Origin of the sequence: Stutzerimonas kunmingensis, assembly GCF_900114065.1 — a bacterium.
Classification (GTDB): Bacteria; Pseudomonadota; Gammaproteobacteria; order Pseudomonadales; family Pseudomonadaceae; genus Stutzerimonas; species Stutzerimonas kunmingensis.
In genome coordinates this window covers 85571-107108 of the sequence record NZ_FORS01000008.1, presented here as the reverse complement: position 1 = coordinate 107108, position 21538 = coordinate 85571, and the positions used below count along the sequence as shown (strand labels likewise).

The window sequence follows — 21538 nt, the reverse complement described above, 5'->3', positions numbered from 1 at the left end:
GACCCATGAAACGCCGCCATCTGTTCGGTGCTGCCGCTACCTTGCTTGCCACCCTCGGCCTTGCCGGTTGCAACGACGACAAGAAAGTCGAAACCACAGGCCAGCAGGCCGCCAGCGAACCCGCCAAGACCTACACCTGGAAGATGGTCACCGCCTGGCCGAAGAACTACCCGGGCCTGGGCACCGCCGCCGAGCGCCTGGCCGATCGCGTAAAGGTGATGAGCGACGGTCGCCTGACCATCAAGGTCTACGCCGCCGGTGAGCTGGTCCCGGCGCTGGAAGTGTTCGATGCCGTTTCCCGCGGCACCGCCGAATTGGGCCACGGCGCCGCCTACTACTGGAAGGGCAAGGTGCCCACCGCGCAGTTCTTTACCTCGGTTCCGTTCGGCCTGTCCGCCATCGAGATGAACGCCTGGCTGAGCAAGGGCGAAGGCCAGAAGTTCTGGGAAGAGGCCTATGCACCTTTCGGCGTGAAGCCGATGGTGGTCGGCAACACCGGCATGCAGATGGGCGGCTGGTACAACAAGGAAATCGATTCGCTGGACGACCTGCGCGGGCTGAAGATCCGCATGCCGGGCCTCGGCGGCGAAGTGCTGGCGCGTCTCGGCGCGACCACCGTGAATCTGCCCGGCGGCGAAGTATTCACCGCACTGCAGACCGGCGCGATCGACGCCACCGACTGGGTCAGCCCGTACAACGACCTGGCCTTCGGTCTGCACAAGGCCGCCAAGTATTACTACTACCCAGGCTGGCAGGAGCCGCAGGCGGTGCTGGAGCTGCTGGTGAACCAGAAGGCGATGGACACCCTGCCCGAGGACCTGCAGGCGATCCTCACCGAGGCGACCCGCGCGGCCAGTCGCGACATGATGGATGACTATGTCTACAATAACGCCCTAGCGCTGGACCAGCTCAAGCAGCAAGGCGTGGAGCTCAAGCGCTTCCCCGACGAAGTGCTCGGCGCCATGCAGGAGCAGTCGGAGCTGGTGCTCGGCGAGCTGGCCGAACAGAGCGAGCTGAACGGCCGCATCTGGGCCTCGATGAAAGCCTTCCAGGAACAGGTCAAGCCGATGCACGAGATCTCCGAGAAGGAGCTGTACAACTGGCGCTAAACCCGCTGCAGCACAGAACGGAGCCGTCAGGCTCCGTTTTCGCATCTCGCCCAGCGTTGACCTGGCGCGACCAACGGTCGCAAGCAAAAGCCGGTAACATACTGCCCCTGGCCAACCCCTGCCTGCCTCGGCAGGATGGCGCGCGTACTCCACTCTTTTCAGCGGGAACACTCAATGCAACGTGTGCTTAGCATCTTCATGGCGCTGTGTATCAGCCTGACCTTCGCGCTCGACGCCCACGCCAAGCGTTTCGGCGGCGGCAAGAGCTTCGGCTCGGCGCCCAGCCACCAGACCCGCCAGGCGCCCCAACAGACCCAGGCCGCACCGAATCAGGCTGGCCGTCAGACGCCCGCTGCCGCCAGCGGTGCCTCGCGCTGGCTCGGCCCGTTGGCCGGTCTGGCCGCCGGTGGTCTGCTCGCCTCGATGTTCATGGGCGACGGCTTCGAGGGCATCCAGTTCATGGATATCCTGATCTTCGGCCTGATCGCGTTCCTGCTGTTCCGCTTCCTCGCCGCCCGCCGTCGCCAGCAGCAGCCTGCCATAGCCGGCCATGCGCCGATGCAGCGTGACATGCCGCAGCAGCCGGCGACCTCCATCTTCGGTGGCAGCGCCGCCCCGGTTGCCGCCGCTCCGGTGATCAACGCCCCGGCCTGGTTCAACGAGCAGAGCTTCGTCGCCGCAGCCCGTGAGCATTTCCTCTCGCTGCAGCAGCACTGGGACGCCAACGAGATGGACAAGATCTCCGAGTTCGTCACCCCGCAGCTGCTGGGCTTCCTCAAGCAGGAGCGCGCCGAGATCGGTGATGCCTATCAGTCGACCTACATCGACGATCTGCAAATCCAGCTCGACGGCGTCGACGACGATGCCGAGAAGACCACCGCGACCCTGACCTTCACCGGCACCGCGAAGACTTCGCGCTTCGACCAGGGCGAGCCGTTCAGCGAAAGCTGGCGCATGGAACGTGCCCAGGGCGAGAACCAGCCTTGGCTGGTCGCTGGTATCCGCCAGAACGCCTGATCGGCGTCGTGTAGAAAATCTGTCTGCCTTAGCGCAGTCCACAGACAAATCCCGCCATCTGGCGGGGTTTGTCGTTTCTGAACGGCAAGTGACGCGGTGCTGCGAGCCGCTCGATATAGCCGCTGCGCATCACTCCTTGAGAAAGACCAGCAGATCGTTGTTGAAGCGCTCCTTGTGGGTGTCGGTCAGGCCGTGCGGCGCGCCGGGATAGACGATCAGCTTCGCATCCTTGACCAGCGCTGCGGATGCCTTGCCCGAGCTGTCCAGCGGCACGATCTGGTCATCGTCGCCGTGGATCACCAGCGTCGGCACGTCGAACTTCTTCAGGTCACCACGGAAATCGGTGGCCGAGAACGCGGCGATGGAGTCGTAGGTGTTCTTGTGCCCGGCCTGCAGCCCCTGGGCGCGCCAGTTGTCGATCAGCCCCTGGGAGACCTTCGCCCCCGGACGATTGAAGCCATAGAACGGGCCGGAGGCGAGGTCGAGGTACAGCTGCGCGCGATCCTCCAGCGATGCCTTGCGGATGCCGTCGAAGACTTCCAGCGGCAGACCACCCGGGTTATCCGCGGTTTTCAGCATCATCGGCGGCACGGCGCTGACCAGCACGGCCTTCTTCACCCGTTCGGTGCCGTGGCGACCGATGTAGCGCGCCACCTCACCGCCACCGGTGGAAAAGCCCACCAGGGTCACGTCCTTCAGGTCCAGCGCTTCGATCACCGCGGCCAGGTCGTCGGCGTAATGATCCATGTCGTTGCCTTCCCACGGCTGACTGGAGCGGCCATGGCCGCGGCGGTCGTGAGCGACCACTCGGTAGCCCTCGGATGCGAGGAACAGCATCTGTGATTCCCAGCTGTCCGAGTTGAGCGGCCAGCCATGGCTGAAGGTGACCACCGGACCGTCCTTCGGGCCCCAGTCCTTGTAGTAGAGCTGCACGCCATCGGCCGTGGTGATGGTGCTGGCGGTGCGAGCGCTGGCGATACTGGATGTCGGTTGCGTGGTCTGCTCCGGCTGCGCGGCGAAAACTGGCTGCATCGCGATGGCCAGCAGCGGGAGGGTGAAGGTGCGGATGATGGCATTCATGGTGTGTGTCTCCTGTTAGTAGGTGCTGTGGGCTGGATCAGTCGGCGAGGATCAGGGTTACGTCGATGTTGCCGCGGGTGGCATTGGAGTACGGGCAGACCACGTGGGCCTGGTTGACCAGCTCCTGCAACACGTCGTGGGCAATGCCGGGTGCGCTGATGGTCAGCTCGGCTTCGATGCCGAAGCCGGTGGGGATCTGGCCGATGCCGACCTTGCCGGTGATGCGGGTGTCGGCCGGCAGGGCGACCTTCTGCTTGCCGGCGACGAACTTCAAAGCGCCGAGAAAGCAGGCTGAGTAGCCGGCAGCGAACAGCTGCTCGGGGTTGGTGCCGGGGCCGCCGGCGCCGCCCAGTTCACGCGGCGTGGACAGCTGCACGTCGAGCGCCTGATCGGAGGAGCTGGCCCGTCCTTCACGGCCGCCGGTGGCGGTTGCAGTGGCGGTGTAGAGAATCTTTTCGATGGTCATGGCTACGGTTCCTGTTCTGCTGGTAGGCCAGGGCGTTGTTGCCCGGTGAGAGCTATTCTGCTCACCAGAAAAAACTATTGGTGACGTAGAATCCGGAAAACATGATCAGGAGTACGAAGATGGCCGACCGGCTCGCTGCGCTGATGACCCACTTCCCGATGAGCGCACAGGTGTTCAATACCGGCCCCCTGTGCGGCATCAACACGCTGCAAAGCGATGGCGTGCACGGGCAGCTGCATCTGGTGCGCAGCGGCACGCTGGAGGTGCGCTATGGCAGGGAGTCGCTGCAGGTCGAGCGACCGAGCCTGCTGCTGTTTCCGCGCCCGCTGACGCACCGTTTCATCATCGCCCCCGGGCAGAACGCCGACATGGTCTGCGCAAACCTGTCGTTCGAAGGCGGCACCAGCAACCCGATCGCCTCGGCGCTGGCCGATGTCGTCTGCCTGCCGCTGGATCAGGTCTGGGGCGCCGAGCCGATCCTCTCGCTGCTGTTCGAGGAGGCCTTCGAGCAACGCTGCGGGCGCGTGGCATTGGTCGAGCGGTTGCTCGAAGTGGTGATGATCCAGGTCCTGCGCCAGCTGATGGAAAGCGACGAGGTGAATGGCGGGTTGCTGTCCGGGCTGGCGCACCCGCGCCTGCGCAATGCTCTGGTGGCGATGCACGAGGCGCCGGCGCAGGACTGGACGCTCGAGGAGCTGGCCAGCGTTGCCGGGATGTCGCGCAGCGTGTTCGCCACGGCCTTCCGCGAGACCGTCGGCACCACGCCAGGACAGTATCTGCAGGGCTGGCGCGTCCGCCTGGCGCAGAAGGCCCTGCGTCGCGGACGGCCGATCAAGATGATCGCTTTCGAAGTGGGCTACGGCAGCGAAGCCGCGTTCTCCCGGGCGTTCAAGGTGCACGCCGGGCAATCGCCGCGGGAGTGGAAAAAGCAGCTGGCCATGGCCGCTGTCGGGTGAATTCCCGGCACAACTCAGGCTCTTTCATAGGTGCAGCGCGAGGCAGCGGAGCGCGGAATTAGCCCTTTACTTTGCCCATTCTTGACTAAGCTGCTTAGCAGACGCCGGCAAAGCATCGGCGTACCAGCCTGATAGGAAGGAGAACCTCCGATGGATATGAACCGTCGACAGTTCTTCAAGGTCTGCGGTGTGGGCCTTGGGGCGTCGAGCATGGCGGCATTGGGTATGGCCCCGCCGACGGCGTATGCCGAGTCGATCCGGCATTTCAAACTGACCAACACGCGCGAAACCCGCAACACCTGCCCCTACTGCTCCGTCGGTTGCGGGCTGATCATCTACAGCCAGGGCAGCGGCGGCAAAAACGTTGCGCAGAACATCATCCACATCGAAGGCGACTCCGATCACCCGGTCAACCGCGGCACCCTGTGCCCGAAAGGCGCCGGCCTGCTCGACTTCGTTCACAGCCCCAACCGCCTGACCCACCCGGAAGTCCGCGAAGCCGGCAGCAACGAGTGGAAGCGCATCGAGTGGAGTGATGCACTCGACCGCATCGCGCGGCTGATGAAGGACGACCGCGATGCCAACTTCATCGAGCGCAACGAACAGGGCCAGACGGTCAACCGCTGGCTGAGCACCGGATTCCTCGCCGCCTCGGCATCCTCCAACGAGGCTGGCTACATCACCCACAAGGTGGTTCGTTCACTCGGCATTCTGGGATTCGATAACCAGGCACGTGTCTGACACGGCCCGACGGTGGCAAGTCTTGCCCCGACGTTTGGCCGTGGAGCCATGACCAATCACTGGTCCGATATCCAGAACGCTGACCTGGTCCTGATCATGGGCGGTAACGCAGCCGAAGCGCACCCGTGCGGCTTCAAATGGGTCACCGAAGCCAAGGCGCGCAACAAGGCGCGGCTGATCGTGGTCGATCCGCGCTTCACCCGTTCGGCCTCGGTGGCCGACATGTATGCGCCGATCCGCACCGGCACCGACATCGCCTTCTTAGGTGGGCTGATCAACTACCTGCTGGAAAACGACAAGATCCAGCACGAGTACGTGGTCAACTACACCGATGTCTCGTTCATCGTGAAGGAAGGCTTCGGCTTCGAGAATGGCCTTTTCAACGGCTACGACGGCGACCGGCGTACCTATACGGACAAGGCCAGCTGGAGCTACGAGCTGGACGAAGAAGGCTTCGCCCGCGTCGACAAAAGCCTGACCCACCCACGCTGCGTGTTTAATCTGCTCAAGCAGCACTACAGCCGTTACACGCCGGAAGTGGTCAGCAACATCTGCGGCACACCGCAGGACAAGATGCTGCAGGTCTGGGAAACCATCGCCGAAACCTCGGCGCCGGGCAAGGTCATGACCATCATGTACGCCCTGGGCTGGACGCAGCATTCGACCGGTTCGCAGATGATCCGCACCGGCGCCATGGTGCAGCTACTGCTCGGCAACATCGGCATGCCCGGCGGCGGGATGAACGCGCTGCGCGGGCACTCCAACATCCAGGGCCTGACCGATCTCGGCCTGCTCTCCAACCTGCTGCCGGGCTACATGACGCTGCCGCTGGAAGCCGAGCAGGACTACGCGGCCTACATCGCCAAGCGCACCGCCAAGCCGCTGCGCCCGGGGCAGCTGTCCTACTGGCAGCACTACGAGAAATTCCACGTCAGCCTGATGAAGGCCTGGTACGGCAAGAACGCCACCGCGGAGAACAACTGGGGCTACGACTGGCTGCCGAAGCTGGATATCCCCGGCTACGACGTGCTTAAGGTGTTCGACATGATGTACCAGGGGCAGGTCAACGGCTATTTCTGCCAGGGCTTCAACCCCATCGCCTCGTTCCCCAACAAGGCCAAGGTCAGCGCCGCGCTGGCCAAGCTCAAGTACCTGGTGATCATGGACCCGCTGGCCACCGAGACCTCGGAGTTCTGGCGCAACGCCGGCGAGTACAACGACGTCGACACCGCCAGCATCCAGACCACGGTGTTCCGCCTGCCGACCACCTGCTTCGCCGAGGAGGACGGCTCGCTGGTCAACAGCGGCCGCTGGCTGCAATGGCACTGGAAGGCCGCCGAGCCGCCGGGCCAGGCGCAGACCGACGTGGTGATCATGGGAGGGCTGTTCCATCGCCTGCGCGAGCTGTATCGCAAGGAAGGCGGCGCCTACGCCGAGCCGCTGCTCAACATCGACTGGGGCTATCGCCAGCCGGAAGAACCGACCGCCGAGGAAATCGCCCAGGAGTACAACGGAAAGGCCCTGAGCGATGTGTTCGACCTGCAGACCGGAGCGCAGGTGGCCAAGGCCGGCGAGCTGCTGCCAGGCTTCGGTCTGCTGCGTGCCGACGGCACCACCTCCAGCGGCTGCTGGATCTGGTGTGGCTCCTGGACCCAGGCCGGCAACCAGATGGCCCGACGCGACAATGCCGACCCCTACGGCATGGGGCAGACGCTGGGCTGGGCATGGGCCTGGCCGGCCAATCGGCGCATCCTCTACAACCGCGCCTCGGCCGACCCGGCCGGCGACCCGTGGGACCCGCAGAAGAAACGCTTGGTGTGGTGGGACGGCACCAAGTGGGGCGGCACCGACGTGCCCGACTTCAAGGTCGATTCACCACCCGAAGCCGGCATGAACCCGTTCATCATGAACCCCGAAGGGGTGGCGCGGCTGTTCGCCGTGGACAAGATGAACGAGGGGCCATTCCCCGAGCATTACGAGCCGTTCGAGACGCCCATCGGCCGCAATCCCATGCACCCGGATAACGTCCAGGCCATCAGCAATCCGGCCGCGCGGGTGTTCAAGAACGACATGGAGCTGTTCGGCACCGCGGAGGACTTCCCCTACGCGGCCACCACCTACCGGCTGACGGAGCACTTCCACTTCTGGACCAAACATTGTCGGCTCAACGCGATCACCCAGCCCGAGCAGTTCGTTGAGATCGGCGAGGTGCTGGCCAACGAGCTGGGCATCAAGGCCGGCGAGCGGGTCAAGGTGTCGTCCAACCGCGGCTACATCAAGGCGGTGGCGGTGGTGACCAAGCGCATCAAGCCGCTGACGGTGGACGGCCAGACCGTGCATCACATCGGTATCCCGCTGCACTGGGGCTTCGCCGGGGTGGCGCGCAACGGTTACCTGACCAATACGCTGACGCCGTTCGTCGGTGACGCCAACACCCAGACGCCGGAGTTCAAGTCGTTCCTGGTCAACGTGGAGAAGGCATGATGGCTACTCAAGACGTGATTGCCCGCTCCGCCACGACCACCGAGCGGCCGTCGATCCGCGAGATCGGCGAGGTGGCGAAACTGATCGACGTCTCCAAGTGCATCGGCTGCAAGGCCTGCCAGGTGGCGTGTTCGGAATGGAACGACCTGCGTGATGAAGTCGGCACCAGCAACGGGACCTACGACAACCCGATCGACCTCACCGCCGAATCCTGGACGGTGATGAAGTTCGCCGAGTACGAGAACCCCGGCAGCGGCAACCTCGAGTGGCTGATCCGCAAGGACGGCTGCATGCACTGCGCCGACCCTGGCTGCCTCAAGGCCTGCCCGGCGCCGGGGGCCATCGTGAAGTACGCCAACGGCATCGTCGACTTCAACCAGGACCACTGCATCGGCTGCGGCTACTGCATCACCGGTTGCCCGTTCGACATCCCGCGTATCTCCGAGAAGGACAAGAAGGCCTACAAGTGCACGCTCTGTTCCGACCGCGTGTCGGTCGGGCTCGAGCCGGCCTGCGTGAAGACCTGCCCCACCGGGGCCATCGTCTTCGGCAGCAAGGAGGACATGAAGGATCACGCGGCCGGGCGTATCGCCGATCTGAAGGAACGCGGTTTCGACCAGGCCGGCCTGTACGACCCCGATGGCGTCGGCGGTACGCACGTGATGTACGTGCTGCACCATGCCGATCAGCCCTCGCTGTACAACGACCTGCCGAACGAGCCGACCATCAGCCCACTGGTCGGCCTGTGGAAAGGCGTGACCAAGCCCCTCGCTCTGCTGGGCATGGGCGCGGCGGTGCTGGCCGGGTTCTTCCACTACACGCGGGTGGGTCCTGTTCGCGTCGAGGAAGAGGACGACAAGGCCGAACTCAGCGAGCCCGTGGTGCACCAGGTCGATCCTTCGGTGCATGTGGTCGACCCCAAGGAGCCGCGACCCTGAATCCGGCGGCCCCGTTCGCGGGGCCATCCTCGGAGTCGATCGCTCAAGGAGCCAACGATGAATAACAACGACATCGAACGCTACAACCCCTCGCAGCGGACCAATCACTGGATCGTTGCCATCCTCTTCGTACTCGCCGCGCTGTCCGGCCTGGCGCTGTTCCATCCGGCGCTGTTCGGCCTCTCCGGGCTGTTCGGCGGCGGCACCTGGACGCGCATCCTGCACCCCTTCATCGGGGTCGCGATGTTCGTCTTCTTCCTCTGGCTGGCGATCCGCTTCGCCGGGCATAACCGCATCGAAGCACGCGACCGCCAGTGGCTCAGGCAGATCAACGACGTGGTGCACAACCGCGAGGAAAAACTGCCGGAAGTCGGCCGCTACAACGCCGGGCAAAAGGTGCTGTTCTGGGTGCTGATCGTCAGCATGCTGGTGTTGCTGCTCAGCGGCATCGTCATCTGGCGCGAGTACTTCAGCAGCTTCTTCGGCATCGTCTCGCTGCGCTGGGCAAGCCTGCTGCATGCGGCCGCCGCCTTCGTGCTGATCGTCAGCATCATCGTGCACATTTACGCCGCCATCTGGCTCAAGGGCTCGATGGGCGCCATGCTCTACGGCACTGTCAGCCGCGCCTGGGCGCGCAAGCACCATCCGGCCTGGTATCGGGAGATCACCGAGCGCAAATAAGCACACCGCTGTAAGCCGAAGATTCCCCGCACACGCGCGGGAATCTTCGACCTCGCGCATCATCGAAAGCCGAGCGACAGCCGGTGACGGACTATGCTGTTCGGCACAACCCCAAGAATAAGGAGTCCTGCGTGGCAGGCACCATTCTCGAACCCGGGCAGATCGAAGCCGCTGCCAGCAAACCACCCTTCCTCAACCTGCCACCGCGCAACCTGTTCGCCCTGCGCAGCGAGCGCCTGACCAGGCTCGCCGAAGGCCATCCGTTCGCCGACTACCTGCGCCTGCTGGCAGCGGTGTGCCAGGCGCAACAGCAGGTGCTGGACAACCCACCGACAATCGCGCCGCTGGACGAACACCGCACCCGCGAAAGTCTCAGACACAACCTGCCGCCGCTGGCTGCCGATACTCTGGTACGCGACGATGCCTGGCTGACGATGCTGGATGCCTGGCTGGATGCCTTCGTGGTGCCGGAAAACCCGGCGGTAGTCGCTGCCATCGAGCAACTACGCGAGGCCGAGAGCGGCCAGCGCAAGGCATGGGCCGTGGCACTGGTCAGTGGCCAGTACGACAGCCTGCCGCCAGCACTGGTGCCCTTCCTCGGCGCTGCCCTGCAGCTGGCCTGGAGCCACTGGCTGCTGCAGCTCGACCTCTCCGACATGCGCGAGCGCGAAGACCAGACCCACTGCCCCTGCTGCGGTGCGCCACCGATGGCAGGCATCATCCGCCATCGCGGCCAGCTCAACGGCTTGCGCTATCTGGTTTGCTCGCTGTGCGCCTGCGAGTGGCATTACGTGCGCGTCAAATGCAGCCTCTGCCGCAGCACCAAGAAACTCGACTACCTGCACTTCGAAGGCTCGCCGCAAGGCGTCAAGGCCGAGGTCTGCCCTGAGTGCAATGGCTACCTCAAGCAGCTCTACCTGGACCTGGCGCCGGATGGCGAAAGCCTCTCCGCCGACCTCGCCACCCTGGATCTGGACATGCTGCTGTCCGAGCAGGGCTTTCAGCGCCAGGCCCCCAACCTGCTGCTGGCGCCGGGGGGCGATGCATGAGCAGCAGCCACCTGCCCTCGGTCGACAAGCTGCTGCGCGACCCAGCCTGTCAGCCGCTGCAGCAGCGCTACGGCCGTCAGGCATTGCTGAGCACCCTGCGCGACCTGCTCGATGAACTGCGCGAGCCAGCTCGCCATGGCCAGCTGGCCGCGCTGGAACTGTCCGAAGCGGTGCTCGCCGGGCGCGCCGGCGAACGCCTGGCCAACCAGCACCGCAGCCGCGTACGCCGGGTGTTCAACCTCACCGGCACGGTGCTGCACACCAACCTCGGGCGCGCTCTGCTGCCGGATGAAGCCATCGAGGCGATCACCCTTGCCGCGCGCTATCCGCTCAATCTGGAATTCGATCTCGCCACCGGCAAGCGCGGCGATCGCGACGACCTCATCGAAGGGCTCATCCGCGAGCTGACCGGCGCCGAGGCCGTCACCGTGGTCAATAACAACGCCGCCGCCGTGCTGCTGGCCTTGAACAGTCTCGGCGCACGCAAGGAAGGCATCATTTCCCGCGGCGAGCTGATCGAGATCGGCGGCGCCTTCCGCATTCCCGACATCATGGCCCGCGCCGGCGTGAAGCTGCATGAAGTCGGCACCACCAACCGCACCCACGCCAAGGATTACGAAGCGGCGATCAACCCGCGCTCGGGCCTGTTGATGCGTGTGCACACGAGCAATTACAGCGTGCAGGGCTTCACCGCCAGCGTCGCCACCACCGAACTGGCGCGCATCGCCCACGCCCACGACCTGCCGTTGCTGGAAGACCTCGGCAGCGGCAGCCTGCTCGACCTCTCGCGCTGGGGCCTGCCGAAGGAACCCACGGTGCAGGAAGCGATGCGCGACGGCGCCGATATCGTCACCTTCAGCGGCGACAAGCTGCTCGGCGGCCCGCAGGCCGGGCTGATCGTCGGCAGCAAGGCGCTGATCCAGAAGATCAAGAAGAACCCGCTCAAGCGCGCCCTGCGCGTCGACAAGCTGACCCTTGCCGCGCTGGAAGCGGTGCTCAACCTCTATCGCGATCCCGACCGCCTGGCCGAACGCCTCACCAGCCTGCGCCTGCTCAGCCGCCCGCAGGCCGACATTCGTACCCAGGCTGAACGCATCGCCCCGGCACTGACCGCCCTGCTCGGCGAAACCTGGCAAGTCGCAGTAACCGATGCCCTGGGCATGATCGGTAGCGGCGCGCAGCCGGTGGCACGCCTACCCAGCGCAGCGCTATGCATCCGCCCGCAGCAGCCCAAGCGCCTGCGCGGCCGCAGCCTGCGCCAGCTGGAAGAAACCCTGCGCTGCCTGCCGATTCCGGTGCTCGGGCGCATCGACGACGACGCCCTCTGGCTCGACCTGCGCCAGCTCGACGACGAGCCGGCATTCCTCGAGCAACTGATGCACCTGCAAGAGGAGCTGGCCCGTTGATCGTCGGTACCGCCGGCCATATCGACCATGGCAAGACCGCGCTACTGCAAGCCCTCACCGGGCAACAGGGCGACCGCCGCCGCGAAGAGCGCGAACGCGGCATCACCATCGACCTCGGCTACGTCTACGCCGACCTAGGTGAAGGCAGCCTCACCGGCTTTATCGACGTGCCCGGCCATGAGCGTTTCGTGCACAACATGCTGGCCGGCGCCAGCGGCATCGACTGCGTGCTGCTGGTGGTGGCTGCCGATGACGGCGTGATGCCGCAGACCCGTGAACACCTGGCCATCGTCGAACTGCTCGGCATCCGCCGCGCGCTGGTAGCGCTGACCAAGATCGACCGCGTCGAGCCGGTGCGCATCACCGAAGTCCAGCAGCAGATCGAAGCCCTGCTGGCCGCCGGACCACTGGCCGGCGCGCCGATCTTTCCGGTTTCCAGCATCCGCGGCGATGGCGTCGACGCCCTGCGCACCGCGCTGATCGAAGAAGCAGCACGCACCGCCGCACGCAGCGACAGCGGCCATTTCCGCCTGGCCATCGACCGCGCCTTCAGCGTTACCGGCGCTGGCGTGGTGGTCACCGGCACTGCCTTTGCCGGGCGCGTGCGGATCGGCGACGAACTATTGCTCGGCCCCACCGGCAAACGCGTGCGCGTCCGCGGCCTGCACGCGCAGAACCGTGAAGCGGGCGAAGCCCATGCCGGCCAGCGCGTCGCGTTGAATCTCGCCGGTGAGCGGCTGGCAGTGGAACAGATCCACCGCGGCGACTGGCTGCTGCACCCACTGCAGCATGCACCGACCCAACGCATCGATATCGACTTCCAGCTGCTGCCCGGCGAAGCCCACGAGCTCAAGCACTGGACGCCGGTCCACGTACACCTCGGCGCCCAGGACGTCACCGCCCGCGTCGCCCTGCTCGAAGATGCGAGCCTGGCGCCGGGCGAACGCGCCTTCGCCCAACTACTGCTGAATGCACCGAGCCACGCCGTGCATGGTGACCGCATCGTCCTGCGCGATCAGTCCGCTCAGCGCACCCTCGGCGGCGGCCGCGTGCTCGACCCGTACGCACCACCGCGCAATCGCCGCCGCGCCGCACGGCTGGAACAACTTCGCGCCATCGACCAGCCGAGCCTCGAGCAGGCATTGCCGCCGCTGCTCGCCAGCGCCACCAACGGCATCGACCCGCAAAACCTGGAACGCCAGTTCAACCGCCCGCGCGAAGGCTGGCAGCTGCCGCACGGCGTATTGGAGATAAGCACACGACTGGGCCCACGATTGTTCGATAGGGCCCGCTGGAGCGAACTCGAAGTCACCCTGCTCGGCGCCCTGCAACGCTTCCACGAAGAACAACCCGACGAACTCGGCCCCGACCGCGACCGCCTGCGCCGCTATGCGCTGCCGCAACTGGAACGGCCGGTATTCATCGCCCTGCTGGAACAGGCACTGGCCGCCGGCAGCATCGAAACCAGCGGCCCCTGGCTGCACCACCCCGATCACCGGGTACGCCTGAGCGATGCGGAAGAAAGTTTGAAGGAACGCCTGTGGCCGCTGCTCGAAGCCGGCCAGTTCGACCCACCCTGGGTCCGCGACCTGGCCCGCGACCTCGGTGTCGACGAAACGCAGATGCGCAACCTGCTCCGCAAGCTCGCCCGCCTCGGCCTGCTGCAACAGGTGGTAAAAGATTTGTTCTACCCCGAGTTCACCATTCGCCAACTTGCGGGGCATGTACTGCAACTGGAAGCACAAAGCGGCGTGATCCGCGCCGCCGCCTTCCGCGACCGCATCCAGCTCGGCCGCAAACGCAGCATCCAACTGCTCGAACACTTCGACCGCATCGGCCTCACCCGCCGCTTCGGCAACGAACGCAAAGTCCGCCAAGACAGCGCGTTGGCGATCCAGTCAGGCCTGGGTTAGGCTGGTCGCGCTTCCTTTCTCACATCAAAACCGGATAAGGAAGGCAATCGCACCCGGTGGTGCGGCCGGGCTTCAAATCCTGTTTTTGTCGTGCACATCAATGGCCTATGTTGGCCAAAGCTGGTCAATTAGCGGTTCCTGTTTGGTTGTGCCAGCTATCGTTGGGCTATACCGCACATTGGTTTCGACACTAAGACCCCAAGGATACTATTCGCCTATCGGCGTGATTTTCAAAGTCCCTGGCAGTGGCTTAGCTATTGGAATGGTTGGCTTCAGCGGAGAGATTTTCGCTATCGATCCAGATAGTGCGCCGAGCAGCTGCATGCATAAGTGGCTGTACTCTAATGCATCGTTGCAGTTTTCCACGTCTTTAACCGAATTTGAGAAGCGCGCAAAGTCCACATTTGCAAAATAGCCGCCATTATTGCGCGCCTCTCTAAGGCTAGAGGGATTCTTAGGAATCGGTAGTTTAACAGCAGGAAGCTTTTCCCCTTCCGGAAGGGGGAAATGCCTAACCACTGCATAGAGCGACTCTCCAGCTTGAGAAAGCGGCGCAGCGTGAACTACGAGATTACGATAAGCTCCAAGCTCGCATAGCCATTGCCCGTTATTTGCGGAAACCTGTAGTTCTTTACCTGCGGCATCATTGGGCGGATTTTTTTTAAAATAGCTCATCAGGCCACCAACAGATGCAATATCTTTCCTCAAAACTACCGCCGAATAAAACTCACACAAATAGTCTCGCAGTATGCAGGCATCAATAAGGAAGGATTGAAACGCCATGTAGCATTGAGATGTATTGCCATCTAGGAACAAAGCTGATTCTTTATAATTCTTAGGGAGGCTGCTAGCCAGTTGCTTTGCATAGCAGTTAGATAGTTCCCTGACGCGCCATTCACACGCTCTTATCTGGTGTGAAAGACGTGAAGCTAAGTCGCACAAAACTCCGTCCCTCTCTTCAAAGGCTGAATTCTGTATAAAAGACCAGTTATGGCCTTGGTCGGCACATAGCCACGCTGGCCCGGTTACTGACTTAACTCGCCATTCCGGCGGCACGAGTCCGCTAGCTTGGTCTTGAGTATGAAAAAAATCGCACCCTACAATAGGAACCCTTAGTTTCTTTAACTCAGAATACAAAGCAGAAAAACTTGCCAATTTAAGTCTTAGATGTTTTCCATGAATTGTAGGTGTTTCCAGATCAACGTATTGATCCATCCCATTAAACGCACGACCGCCGCCTGCTAGGTGCACTTCTCTAAGCACCTGAGGCCCAACGAAGGAATCAACCTCTTCCATGTCCTATCCTCATAATCCTGAACAAGCCTAACGAAACGAACGGCAGAGCCTAAGTACCACCATCACCGATCATCTTTTTGGCGCTCTTTACTTTTATCCTTATTCCAATGATCGGCTAGCGACTTATGAAATCGAACAGTTATATCCGTACACCTCTCGTTTAAATACTCAACATCTTCATCAAAAGCATTGAGATTTTTTGCGACACCAACAACTTGAGGAAAAGCAGTGTCAACATGAGAGCCGATCAAGCTTAATACTAAAACCTGTATATCTTCGACGGGCTCTTGGATTTCCGCCCTAACTAAGGCTATTGGCACTTTTATACCTGATCGAAGATAGCTCACCTGAAAGTCTCTGGTACGACCAAAAGATAGAAAGTTAGGCTTCTTGCTATCAAAGTAGAATATCCATGTAATAGGCTGCAGTTCGCAAAGACCCTCGGATATGATATCGCCTTGAACAGTGCCACGTTCAGCATCCGGCTTCAGCCTAATGATGATTTTTGGTGAGTCTGGCGAAACATAGTCACTCAACCCGGGCGCAATCGTGTATTCAGTATTCGATGACCAGTTACCGTCCCACACGCTGGATCGATAAAAATACTTATCTAAAGCCGTCGGAATTTGATCTGAGAAGAAATACAGCGATACGGACAGCGCAGTTATTACAGCGGCGACTCCTGCAACAACCTTACAGATAAATTTAAATGCTTTGATTTTAATTCCCCAAATCTTCATGCGCACGACAGCCTCGTGCGCTACCCGTTAATCAGTTAATCAGTTAATCAGTTAATCAGTTAAAAAATATTTAGTTTCGCAAATTTAAATTAACGCTCGATTTACAGTTTCTGCGAGCAATGCTCCCTTCCCCGCCTGGGCAAAAGTCGCTGATCCGTCGCTCTTTGCCTACAACTACAATGTCTTTTTGCCGGGTTGGGATCGTTACGGCCGGCTCCGGGATTACCCGAGTAGCTGGAACGATATTGGTCGCACCCTGGGGAACGTAGTTTTTGTCATTGAATACGGTTTGCTTGGGTGGTGGTTCTGCCGTAGCCGTTTGGGGCTGGGGCGTTTGCGACTGAGGCGTTGCACCTCTTGCGGCCACTTCCTCTACTACCCTGTCCCAATCCTCCGTCGATACTGGCTCTGCTCGTGTGATCTCGGCGACGGGGGCTGGCTTGGGTTGGATGCGCTTATCGGCGATGCCCTGGGCGGTGCCTTTGAGGAATGCCGAACTCACCATCTGTAGTGCGGCCAGCATGATCGCGGTGCCGATCAGCCCTGGTATCAGCCATGCTACAGCTCCCTTGCGGGGGCGCCTTCTGATGTAGTCCGGGGCGTCGTTCCATTCAGCCTTCATATTCCATTCCCGTCCCTAGGGCTCGTCATATCTTACGGATCGCTTCCTGCGCTGGCTGGCCAGCCTGGAGGTGGCCTCGTCTGATGGTTTGGGCCACGGCTCGATGTTGCCACTCAAGCGGCGATACATGCTAGCTTTCGTCCCGGCCCGTTCTGTTGATATTTCTCAATCGGACGCAACAGAAACAGGCCAAATCCATCATTCAAGGAAGGCAATCGCACCCGGTGGTGCGGCCGGGCTTCAACCCCGGTTGGGGGCGGCAGCCGCTCCCGGGTGGGTTCGACTCCCACTGCCTTCCGCCAAGTTAGGCTTATCGGTCGCATCGTGGAATCGGCACATCGAGAGAGCTGAGGCTAAAGGTTGAAGAGCATCAATCAGCCAGGAAAAGCGGCGGGTAAGATCTTTGTTCTCGCCAGCATCATGGCGCTCATCCTGTTGCTCGTTGTGAAATGTTCCATGTCGCCCGCCGATGCCAACGATCCCGCGCAGCAAAAGACCGAGGCTGCAGCTCGGTCCGCCCTACTCGCCCACGTCAGCAACCCCGAAACTGTGGAGTTCCGCAATCAGGTTGGCCGTTGCGGACAATTCAAACACCGCGATTTTTACGGTCGTGCATCCGGTTATCGGCGGTTCATAGCCACCAGCGGGAACGAAGCGCTAGTGGAGGCTACGTATGATGATCCAGCCTTTGAGCACCTCTGGACTCGATTTTGTCTAGGCCAGTAATAGCCGGAGCCTTGCTGGTCGCCGCCGCAGTGCTGGCTCTGTTGGCACGCAGCTGCGGGCACCCGAGCGAGCCTGATGCGGCGGCCAAATATGCTCGCCATCAGGTTCAGCAGACCTTGAGCCGTCCGGATACGGCAACGTTTAGGGATGAACGAAACGGCTGTGGCGAAGTGAGTTACCTCAGCGACTCTGGAATCAAGGTAACGCGTAGGCGCTTCATCGTTCTCGACAGCGGACATGTGCTCTTGCGAACAGCGGATGCGCCGGTGGAGTTCGCGCTTATCTGGAAGAGCCGCTGTAAGTCGTAGCGATGAGCAACCCGTTAAATGGGGAGCCTTTGATGTGCCGGGGGCTACAGAGAACCGAGTAGCGAATTCGACTGCACGTCATCTCGATTCTCGCGCCGCGCGCCTCACCCCACGCAAACAGCCTGCGACAGCCCGCCTCACTTCGCAATATCAAAAAGCCATCGCACTCCAGCGCGAAGCGCGTCACAATCGCGGCTTTTCTTTCCAGGGATAGGAGAGGTGTCTTGGGTAACCCGCCAGATGAGCGTCGGGCGTTTCATGCGCTGCGTGACCACATCGAGTGTCTGCTAGCTGAAGGTGCATCCCTCGTGGGGCGTGAGCCTGTTCGGCTGAGCTTTCAGGGACGGACGCTGACGGTGCAGCACGGGATGTTGGTCAACGAGAATGGCCATCAGGATCTGATCGAGACGCTGGCCGAGCTGGAGTGGAAGAACAAGCGTACGCGCGACATGGCGATCGATATCTGTATCCGGCAGCTGGACCATGCGATCAAGGCGAGTTGCGACAAGGTTCTCGAGGGGTCGACGCCGGATAAGTCTTGAGCGCGGAGCGGTGCAATCGCCAGGTGATCGATTGTTGTTGGCTTGGTGGGCTGAAGCCCACCCTACGTTGCATGGCCATGCGATCAGGGCGTTGCGACAAGGTTCTCGAGGGGTCGACGCCGGATAAGCCTTGAGCGCGGCGCGGTGCAATCGCTAGGGCTTTGTCGATTGGTATTGGCTTGATGGGCTGAAGCCCACCCTACGTAGGCGCCGGCGCCTATTTCCATTGCAACGCCTGCACATGGGCGTTGGCGGGGTCGAAGTTGTCGAGCCGCATACGTTCGGCGATGGCCGCTGCTGCGGCCTCACCCAGCGGGAATTCGTCGCGCATGGCAGCCCAATCCGTTGGCTGCAGGCGGACCATCCAGCCCTCCCCATAACAATCCTGATTGATCAGAGCCGGACGCTGTAGCAGTGCTTCGTTCACCGCCAGCAGCTCACCGGCGACCGGGCTGCGTGCCGACGAGGCGGCCTTGGCGAACTCGACCACGCCGAAGCTGCGCTCGCGCTCGATGCGTGCGCCGACGCGCTTGGGCGTGAAAGCGAATATCTGGCCGTACAGCGCGCAGCCATAGGCGGTCAGGCCGATGGTCAGGCTGCCGTCGGCTTCCTCGCGCAGCCACAGGCTGTGCTCCGGGGCGTAACGCAGCGAGTCGGGGAATTCCAGGCCGTGCACATTCATAGGCTCAGCACCCGTTCGTATTCGAGGATCATCTGCGCCAGCTCACCTCCGCTGGAGATTTCATCCAGCTCGGCGATCAGCGTGACGGGGTCTACCTCAACACCGGGCTGGCGGCACATCAGCAGTCGTGCGCCGGCCTGCTTGGCGTTGCGGATGAAGTGCAGCAGTGGCTCGCCGCCCTCTACCGCACATAGCGATTCGGCCACTTCGCAGCGCGCCAGCTGCGCACCCTCGCCGGTGAGGTAGAGGGTTACCTCGGCATCCATACAGGCAAGCAGCGTGGCGATATGGAACGGAGCGGCGCAGCGTGCCGGGGTGCTGGGGCCGCTGGCGACCAAAACGAGCACGCGTTGTGGACGGTTCTGCTGCATAAATCCTCGATCGCAAAAGTCATTCGGCGAGTTAAGCCGTCAAGCGCACGTTCGCAGCCGTTCGAACCATAGCGCGAAACTATCATCACCATAGCCTACCGTTTCCGAATTGATGGTCTAGGATTTTCTGCGTGCACTGAAAAGGAGATCGAGCATGTTGGCAACATTGCTACCGGCCCTTAAAGAACTCGCCCTGCCGCTAAAGCTGCAGTTGTGGGATGGCAACGAGATCGACATCGGCCCTGCCCCTTGCGTCACGTTGGTGATCAAGGACCCCAACCTGGTCACTCGGCTGGCGCAACCGAGCCTGGATATGCTCGGCGCCGCCTATGTCGAGGGGCAGATCGACCTGCTCGGGCCGGTGGGCGAAGTTATCCGTATCGGCGATGTCATTAGCCGGGCGTTGGGCAAGGACCATTTCGCAGCGCCTGCGCGGGAGGCGCACGACAAGGCTACCGATGCCGAGGCGATCGCCTACCACTATGACCTTTCCAACGACTTCTATCGGCTCTGGTTGGACCGGGAGATGGTCTATTCCTGCGCCTATTTCGAAACCGGTGAGGAGGATATCGACCAGGCGCAGCAAGCCAAGCTGCGCCTGATCTGCCGCAAGTTGCGGCTCAAGCCCGGCGAGCGGCTGCTGGATGTGGGTTGCGGCTGGGGCGGGTTGGCGCGTTTCGCGGCGCGGGAATTCGGCGCGCAGGTGTTCGGCATCACCCTGAGCCGCGAGCAGCTGGCGCTGGCCCGCGAGCGCATTGCCGCCGAGGACCTACAAGGCAAGGTGCAGCTTGAGCTGATGGATTACCGCGACCTACCGGCCGATGGCGGTTTCGACAAGGTGGTGAGCGTCGGCATGTTCGAGCATGTCGGGCACGCCAACCTGCCGCTGTACTGTCAGCAACTGTTCGGTGCGGTTCGTCCAGGCGGGCTGGTGCTCAATCACGGCATCACCTCGCGCCACCTCGATGGACGGCCGGTCAGCCACGGGGCTGGTGCTTTCATCGACCGCTACGTATTCCCCCATGGCGAGCTGCCGCATCTGGTGAACATCAGCAGCTGCATCAGCGAGACGGGACTGGAAATCGTCGATGTGGAAAGCCTGCGCCTGCATTACGCGCGCACGCTGCAGCTGTGGAGCGAACGCCTGGAAGCACATATGCAGGAGGCGAAACAGCTGGTGCCCGAACGGGCGCTGCGGATCTGGCGGATGTATCTAGCGGGCTGCGCGTACGGTTTTCGCCGCGACTGGATCGACCTGCATCAGATTCTCGCCAGCAAGCCGCTACCGGACGGCTCCCATGAGCTGCCCTGGACGCGGGCCGATCTGTATCAGTAAGCATGCACAGCCGGCCGGAGTTAGCCGGCTGCGTCGCCAGGCGGATGCCTTGTTAGCGCAATCGATGTACTACGGGTTTGCCGGATCAAAGTTCAGCCGCCCTGCAGCGATCGCTCCGCCACATGATGCGCAGTAAACCGTAGCCACCCCCCCTCGATTCGCTTGAGCACCAGCCGAAGCCTGCAACGCGCAGCGCCCGGCAAGGCGCTCATGGCTCAGCGCAGTAAAAGCAGCGGCGTGCGGGTGGTGCGGATCATGCTGGTGGTGGTGCTGCCGACGAAGAACTGGCGAATGCGCGAGTGGCCGTAGGCGCCCATCACCAGCAGGTCGATACCGTGCTCGGCCTGATAGGCATGCAGGGTCGGCTCGACTTCACCGGCGCGGATGGCGATTTCCACGTTGAAACCGGCGGCGGTCAGCACGCCGCGGGCATTTTCCAGCTGGGCCTGATTGTCGGCGGTGTCGGCCGCGACCATTACCAGATGAATCGGCATGCCCTTGAACAGCGGGCTGCCGGCGAGCATTTCCACGCCCTTGCGGCTGGTGGCGCTACCGTCGAAGGCGAGCATCACGCTTTGCGGTGCGCTGAAGTCGCCGGGCGCGACCAGGATCGGCCGCTGCATGGTGCGGATGACGTTTTCCAGCTGGCTGCCGATGTGCTGGATGGCATCGCCGCTGTCCTCGCCCTGACGGCCAATGACCAGCAGGCGCGTTTCGTCCTGCAGATCGCGCAGGGACTCGACCAGATCACCGTGGCGCTGCCGGCACTCGGGCTGGGCGACGCCGGCGGAGATCGCCCGCTGACGTGCCGAATCGAGCATCATGCGGCCCTCCTCCAGCGCCAGCTTGGCGCGTTTCTCATCCAGCGTGGCCAGCTCCTGCAGGAGGAATTCGCGGCTGCCGAGGCCGATGATGCCGCTCAGGTCGCCCGACACCGGATACTGCTGGCGGTCGAGCACATGCAGCAGCGTCAGGGGCGCATCCAGGCGCTTGCTGGCCCAGGCCGAACAGTCGCAAACCGCCGCGGCCTGCGGTGATCCGTCGATACAAGCCATTACGTGGGTCATTGTCGTTC

General features: G+C 62.5%; 20 protein-coding genes and 1 tRNA gene. 13 read left to right on the top strand and 8 right to left on the bottom strand.

The genetic code is table 11. From position 1 onward, the window contains the following. Positions 1-5: 5 nt before the first annotated feature. Positions 6-1109 (top strand): TRAP transporter substrate-binding protein, encoded by a 1104-nt coding sequence (locus BM275_RS17790; protein ID WP_090522655.1) that lies wholly within the window; start codon positions 6-8, stop codon positions 1107-1109. Positions 1110-1283: 174 nt separating this feature from the next. Continuing rightward, the gene (locus BM275_RS17785) at positions 1284-2126 is read left to right on the top strand and encodes a Tim44 domain-containing protein (RefSeq protein ID WP_090522653.1); all 843 of its coding nucleotides are present in this window, start codon (positions 1284-1286) and stop codon (positions 2124-2126) included. 129 nt (positions 2127-2255) lie between these two features. On the opposite strand, the gene BM275_RS17780 is transcribed toward BM275_RS17785, so the two are convergent. Together BM275_RS17780 and BM275_RS17775 are read right to left on the bottom strand one after the other, a co-directional pair. Then, positions 2256-3206, bottom strand: a complete 951-nt coding sequence (locus tag BM275_RS17780; RefSeq protein ID WP_090522651.1) for an alpha/beta fold hydrolase — start codon at positions 3204-3206, stop codon at positions 2256-2258. A gap of 37 nt (positions 3207-3243) precedes the next feature. Next, positions 3244-3672 carry an organic hydroperoxide resistance protein gene (locus BM275_RS17775; RefSeq protein WP_014822048.1) on the bottom strand — a complete coding sequence of 143 codons (429 nt, stop codon included), beginning with the start codon at positions 3670-3672 and terminating at the stop codon, positions 3244-3246. 119 nt (positions 3673-3791) lie between these two features. Here BM275_RS17775 and BM275_RS17770 point away from each other — a divergent pair, with 119 nt between their 5' ends. The 7 genes from BM275_RS17770 (at position 3792) to selB (ending at position 13840) form a co-directional block, all read left to right on the top strand. Then, the gene (locus BM275_RS17770; RefSeq protein WP_090522649.1) at positions 3792-4628 is read left to right on the top strand and encodes an AraC family transcriptional regulator; all 837 of its coding nucleotides are present in this window, start codon (positions 3792-3794) and stop codon (positions 4626-4628) included. 150 nt (positions 4629-4778) lie between these two features. Continuing rightward, positions 4779-7853 (top strand): formate dehydrogenase-N subunit alpha, encoded by a 3075-nt coding sequence (gene fdnG / locus BM275_RS17765; RefSeq protein ID WP_090522648.1) that lies wholly within the window; start codon positions 4779-4781, stop codon positions 7851-7853. Next, positions 7853-8791, top strand: coding sequence for a formate dehydrogenase subunit beta (gene fdxH, locus BM275_RS17760; protein WP_090522739.1), 939 nt, complete (start codon positions 7853-7855; stop codon positions 8789-8791). The genes fdnG and fdxH overlap by 1 nt, the downstream gene beginning before the upstream one ends. Before the next feature lie 57 nt (positions 8792-8848). After that, positions 8849-9472 carry a formate dehydrogenase subunit gamma gene (locus tag BM275_RS17755; RefSeq protein ID WP_090522646.1) on the top strand — a complete coding sequence of 208 codons (624 nt, stop codon included), beginning with the start codon at positions 8849-8851 and terminating at the stop codon, positions 9470-9472. Between the two features lie 131 nt (positions 9473-9603). Continuing rightward, positions 9604-10521, top strand: a complete 918-nt coding sequence (gene fdhE / locus BM275_RS17750) for a formate dehydrogenase accessory protein FdhE (protein ID WP_090522644.1) — start codon at positions 9604-9606, stop codon at positions 10519-10521. Further along, a complete protein-coding gene (selA, locus tag BM275_RS17745; protein ID WP_090522642.1) occupies positions 10518-11927 on the top strand; it encodes an L-seryl-tRNA(Sec) selenium transferase in 1410 nt (469 codons plus the stop codon). The genes fdhE and selA overlap by 4 nt, the downstream gene beginning before the upstream one ends. After that, positions 11924-13840, top strand: a complete 1917-nt coding sequence (gene selB, locus BM275_RS17740; RefSeq protein WP_090522640.1) for a selenocysteine-specific translation elongation factor — start codon at positions 11924-11926, stop codon at positions 13838-13840. Before selA ends, selB begins: the two co-directional genes overlap by 4 nt. Before the next feature lie 207 nt (positions 13841-14047). Here selB and BM275_RS22120 read toward each other — a convergent pair whose 3' ends face one another. From BM275_RS22120 to BM275_RS22650, 3 genes are all read right to left on the bottom strand, one after another. Further along, positions 14048-15136 (bottom strand): hypothetical protein, encoded by a 1089-nt coding sequence (locus BM275_RS22120; protein ID WP_139229583.1) that lies wholly within the window; start codon positions 15134-15136, stop codon positions 14048-14050. A gap of 62 nt (positions 15137-15198) precedes the next feature. Continuing rightward, positions 15199-15882 (bottom strand): hypothetical protein, encoded by a 684-nt coding sequence (locus BM275_RS22115; RefSeq protein WP_139229582.1) that lies wholly within the window; start codon positions 15880-15882, stop codon positions 15199-15201. Between the two features lie 64 nt (positions 15883-15946). Beyond that, a complete protein-coding gene (locus BM275_RS22650; protein ID WP_090522637.1) occupies positions 15947-16498 on the bottom strand; it encodes a hypothetical protein in 552 nt (183 codons plus the stop codon). A 206-nt stretch (positions 16499-16704) separates the two neighbouring features. On the opposite strand from BM275_RS22650, the gene BM275_RS17730 reads away from it, so the two are divergent. From BM275_RS17730 to BM275_RS17720, 3 genes are all read left to right on the top strand, one after another. Then, positions 16705-16800: transfer RNA gene (locus BM275_RS17730), tRNA-Sec, on the top strand. Positions 16801-16858: 58 nt separating this feature from the next. Further along, on the top strand, positions 16859-17224 hold the full coding sequence (locus BM275_RS17725) for a hypothetical protein (protein WP_090522635.1): 366 nt from the start codon (positions 16859-16861) through the stop codon (positions 17222-17224). Positions 17225-17756: 532 nt separating this feature from the next. Continuing rightward, complete coding sequence (locus BM275_RS17720) at positions 17757-18074, top strand: hypothetical protein (RefSeq protein ID WP_036991784.1); 318 nt, start codon at positions 17757-17759, stop codon at positions 18072-18074. A 217-nt stretch (positions 18075-18291) separates the two neighbouring features. Here the strand turns inward: BM275_RS17720 and BM275_RS17715 are convergent, their stop codons facing one another. Continuing rightward, on the bottom strand, positions 18292-18756 hold the full coding sequence (locus tag BM275_RS17715) for a glycine cleavage system protein H (protein WP_090522633.1): 465 nt from the start codon (positions 18754-18756) through the stop codon (positions 18292-18294). Then, positions 18753-19127, bottom strand: coding sequence for a DsrE family protein (locus tag BM275_RS17710; RefSeq protein ID WP_090522631.1), 375 nt, complete (start codon positions 19125-19127; stop codon positions 18753-18755). Before BM275_RS17710 ends, BM275_RS17715 begins: the two co-directional genes overlap by 4 nt. A gap of 154 nt (positions 19128-19281) precedes the next feature. Between BM275_RS17710 and cfaB the strand changes: the two genes are divergently transcribed. Further along, a complete protein-coding gene (gene cfaB, locus BM275_RS17705) occupies positions 19282-20463 on the top strand; it encodes a C17 cyclopropane fatty acid synthase CfaB (protein ID WP_090522629.1) in 1182 nt (393 codons plus the stop codon). A gap of 215 nt (positions 20464-20678) precedes the next feature. Here cfaB and BM275_RS17700 read toward each other — a convergent pair whose 3' ends face one another. After that, a complete protein-coding gene (locus BM275_RS17700; RefSeq protein WP_090522627.1) occupies positions 20679-21530 on the bottom strand; it encodes a universal stress protein in 852 nt (283 codons plus the stop codon). Positions 21531-21538 lie beyond the last annotated feature (8 nt).

Bases quoted from the DNA above. Each gene is read 5' to 3' on its own strand.
- BM275_RS17780 (WP_090522651.1), bottom strand. From the start codon at position 3,206: ATGAATGCCATCATCCGCACCTTCACCCTCCCGCTGCTGGCCATCGCG.
- BM275_RS17770 (WP_090522649.1), top strand. From the start codon at position 3,792: ATGGCCGACCGGCTCGCTGCGCTGATGACCCACTTCCCGATGAGCGCA.
- BM275_RS17700 (WP_090522627.1), bottom strand. From the start codon at position 21,530: ATGACCCACGTAATGGCTTGTATCGACGGATCACCGCAGGCCGCGGCG.
- BM275_RS17775 (WP_014822048.1), bottom strand. From the start codon at position 3,672: ATGACCATCGAAAAGATTCTCTACACCGCCACTGCAACCGCCACCGGC.
- cfaB (WP_090522629.1), top strand. From the start codon at position 19,282: ATGTTGGCAACATTGCTACCGGCCCTTAAAGAACTCGCCCTGCCGCTA.
- fdxH (WP_090522739.1), top strand. From the start codon at position 7,853: ATGGCTACTCAAGACGTGATTGCCCGCTCCGCCACGACCACCGAGCGG.
- BM275_RS17710 (WP_090522631.1), bottom strand. From the start codon at position 19,127: ATGCAGCAGAACCGTCCACAACGCGTGCTCGTTTTGGTCGCCAGCGGC.
- BM275_RS17785 (WP_090522653.1), top strand. From the start codon at position 1,284: ATGCAACGTGTGCTTAGCATCTTCATGGCGCTGTGTATCAGCCTGACC.
- BM275_RS17715 (WP_090522633.1), bottom strand. From the start codon at position 18,756: ATGAATGTGCACGGCCTGGAATTCCCCGACTCGCTGCGTTACGCCCCG.
- BM275_RS22120 (WP_139229583.1), bottom strand. From the start codon at position 15,136: ATGGAAGAGGTTGATTCCTTCGTTGGGCCTCAGGTGCTTAGAGAAGTG.
- BM275_RS17755 (WP_090522646.1), top strand. From the start codon at position 8,849: ATGAATAACAACGACATCGAACGCTACAACCCCTCGCAGCGGACCAAT.
- BM275_RS22650 (WP_090522637.1), bottom strand. From the start codon at position 16,498: ATGAAGGCTGAATGGAACGACGCCCCGGACTACATCAGAAGGCGCCCC.
- BM275_RS17790 (WP_090522655.1), top strand. From the start codon at position 6: ATGAAACGCCGCCATCTGTTCGGTGCTGCCGCTACCTTGCTTGCCACC.
- selA (WP_090522642.1), top strand. From the start codon at position 10,518: ATGAGCAGCAGCCACCTGCCCTCGGTCGACAAGCTGCTGCGCGACCCA.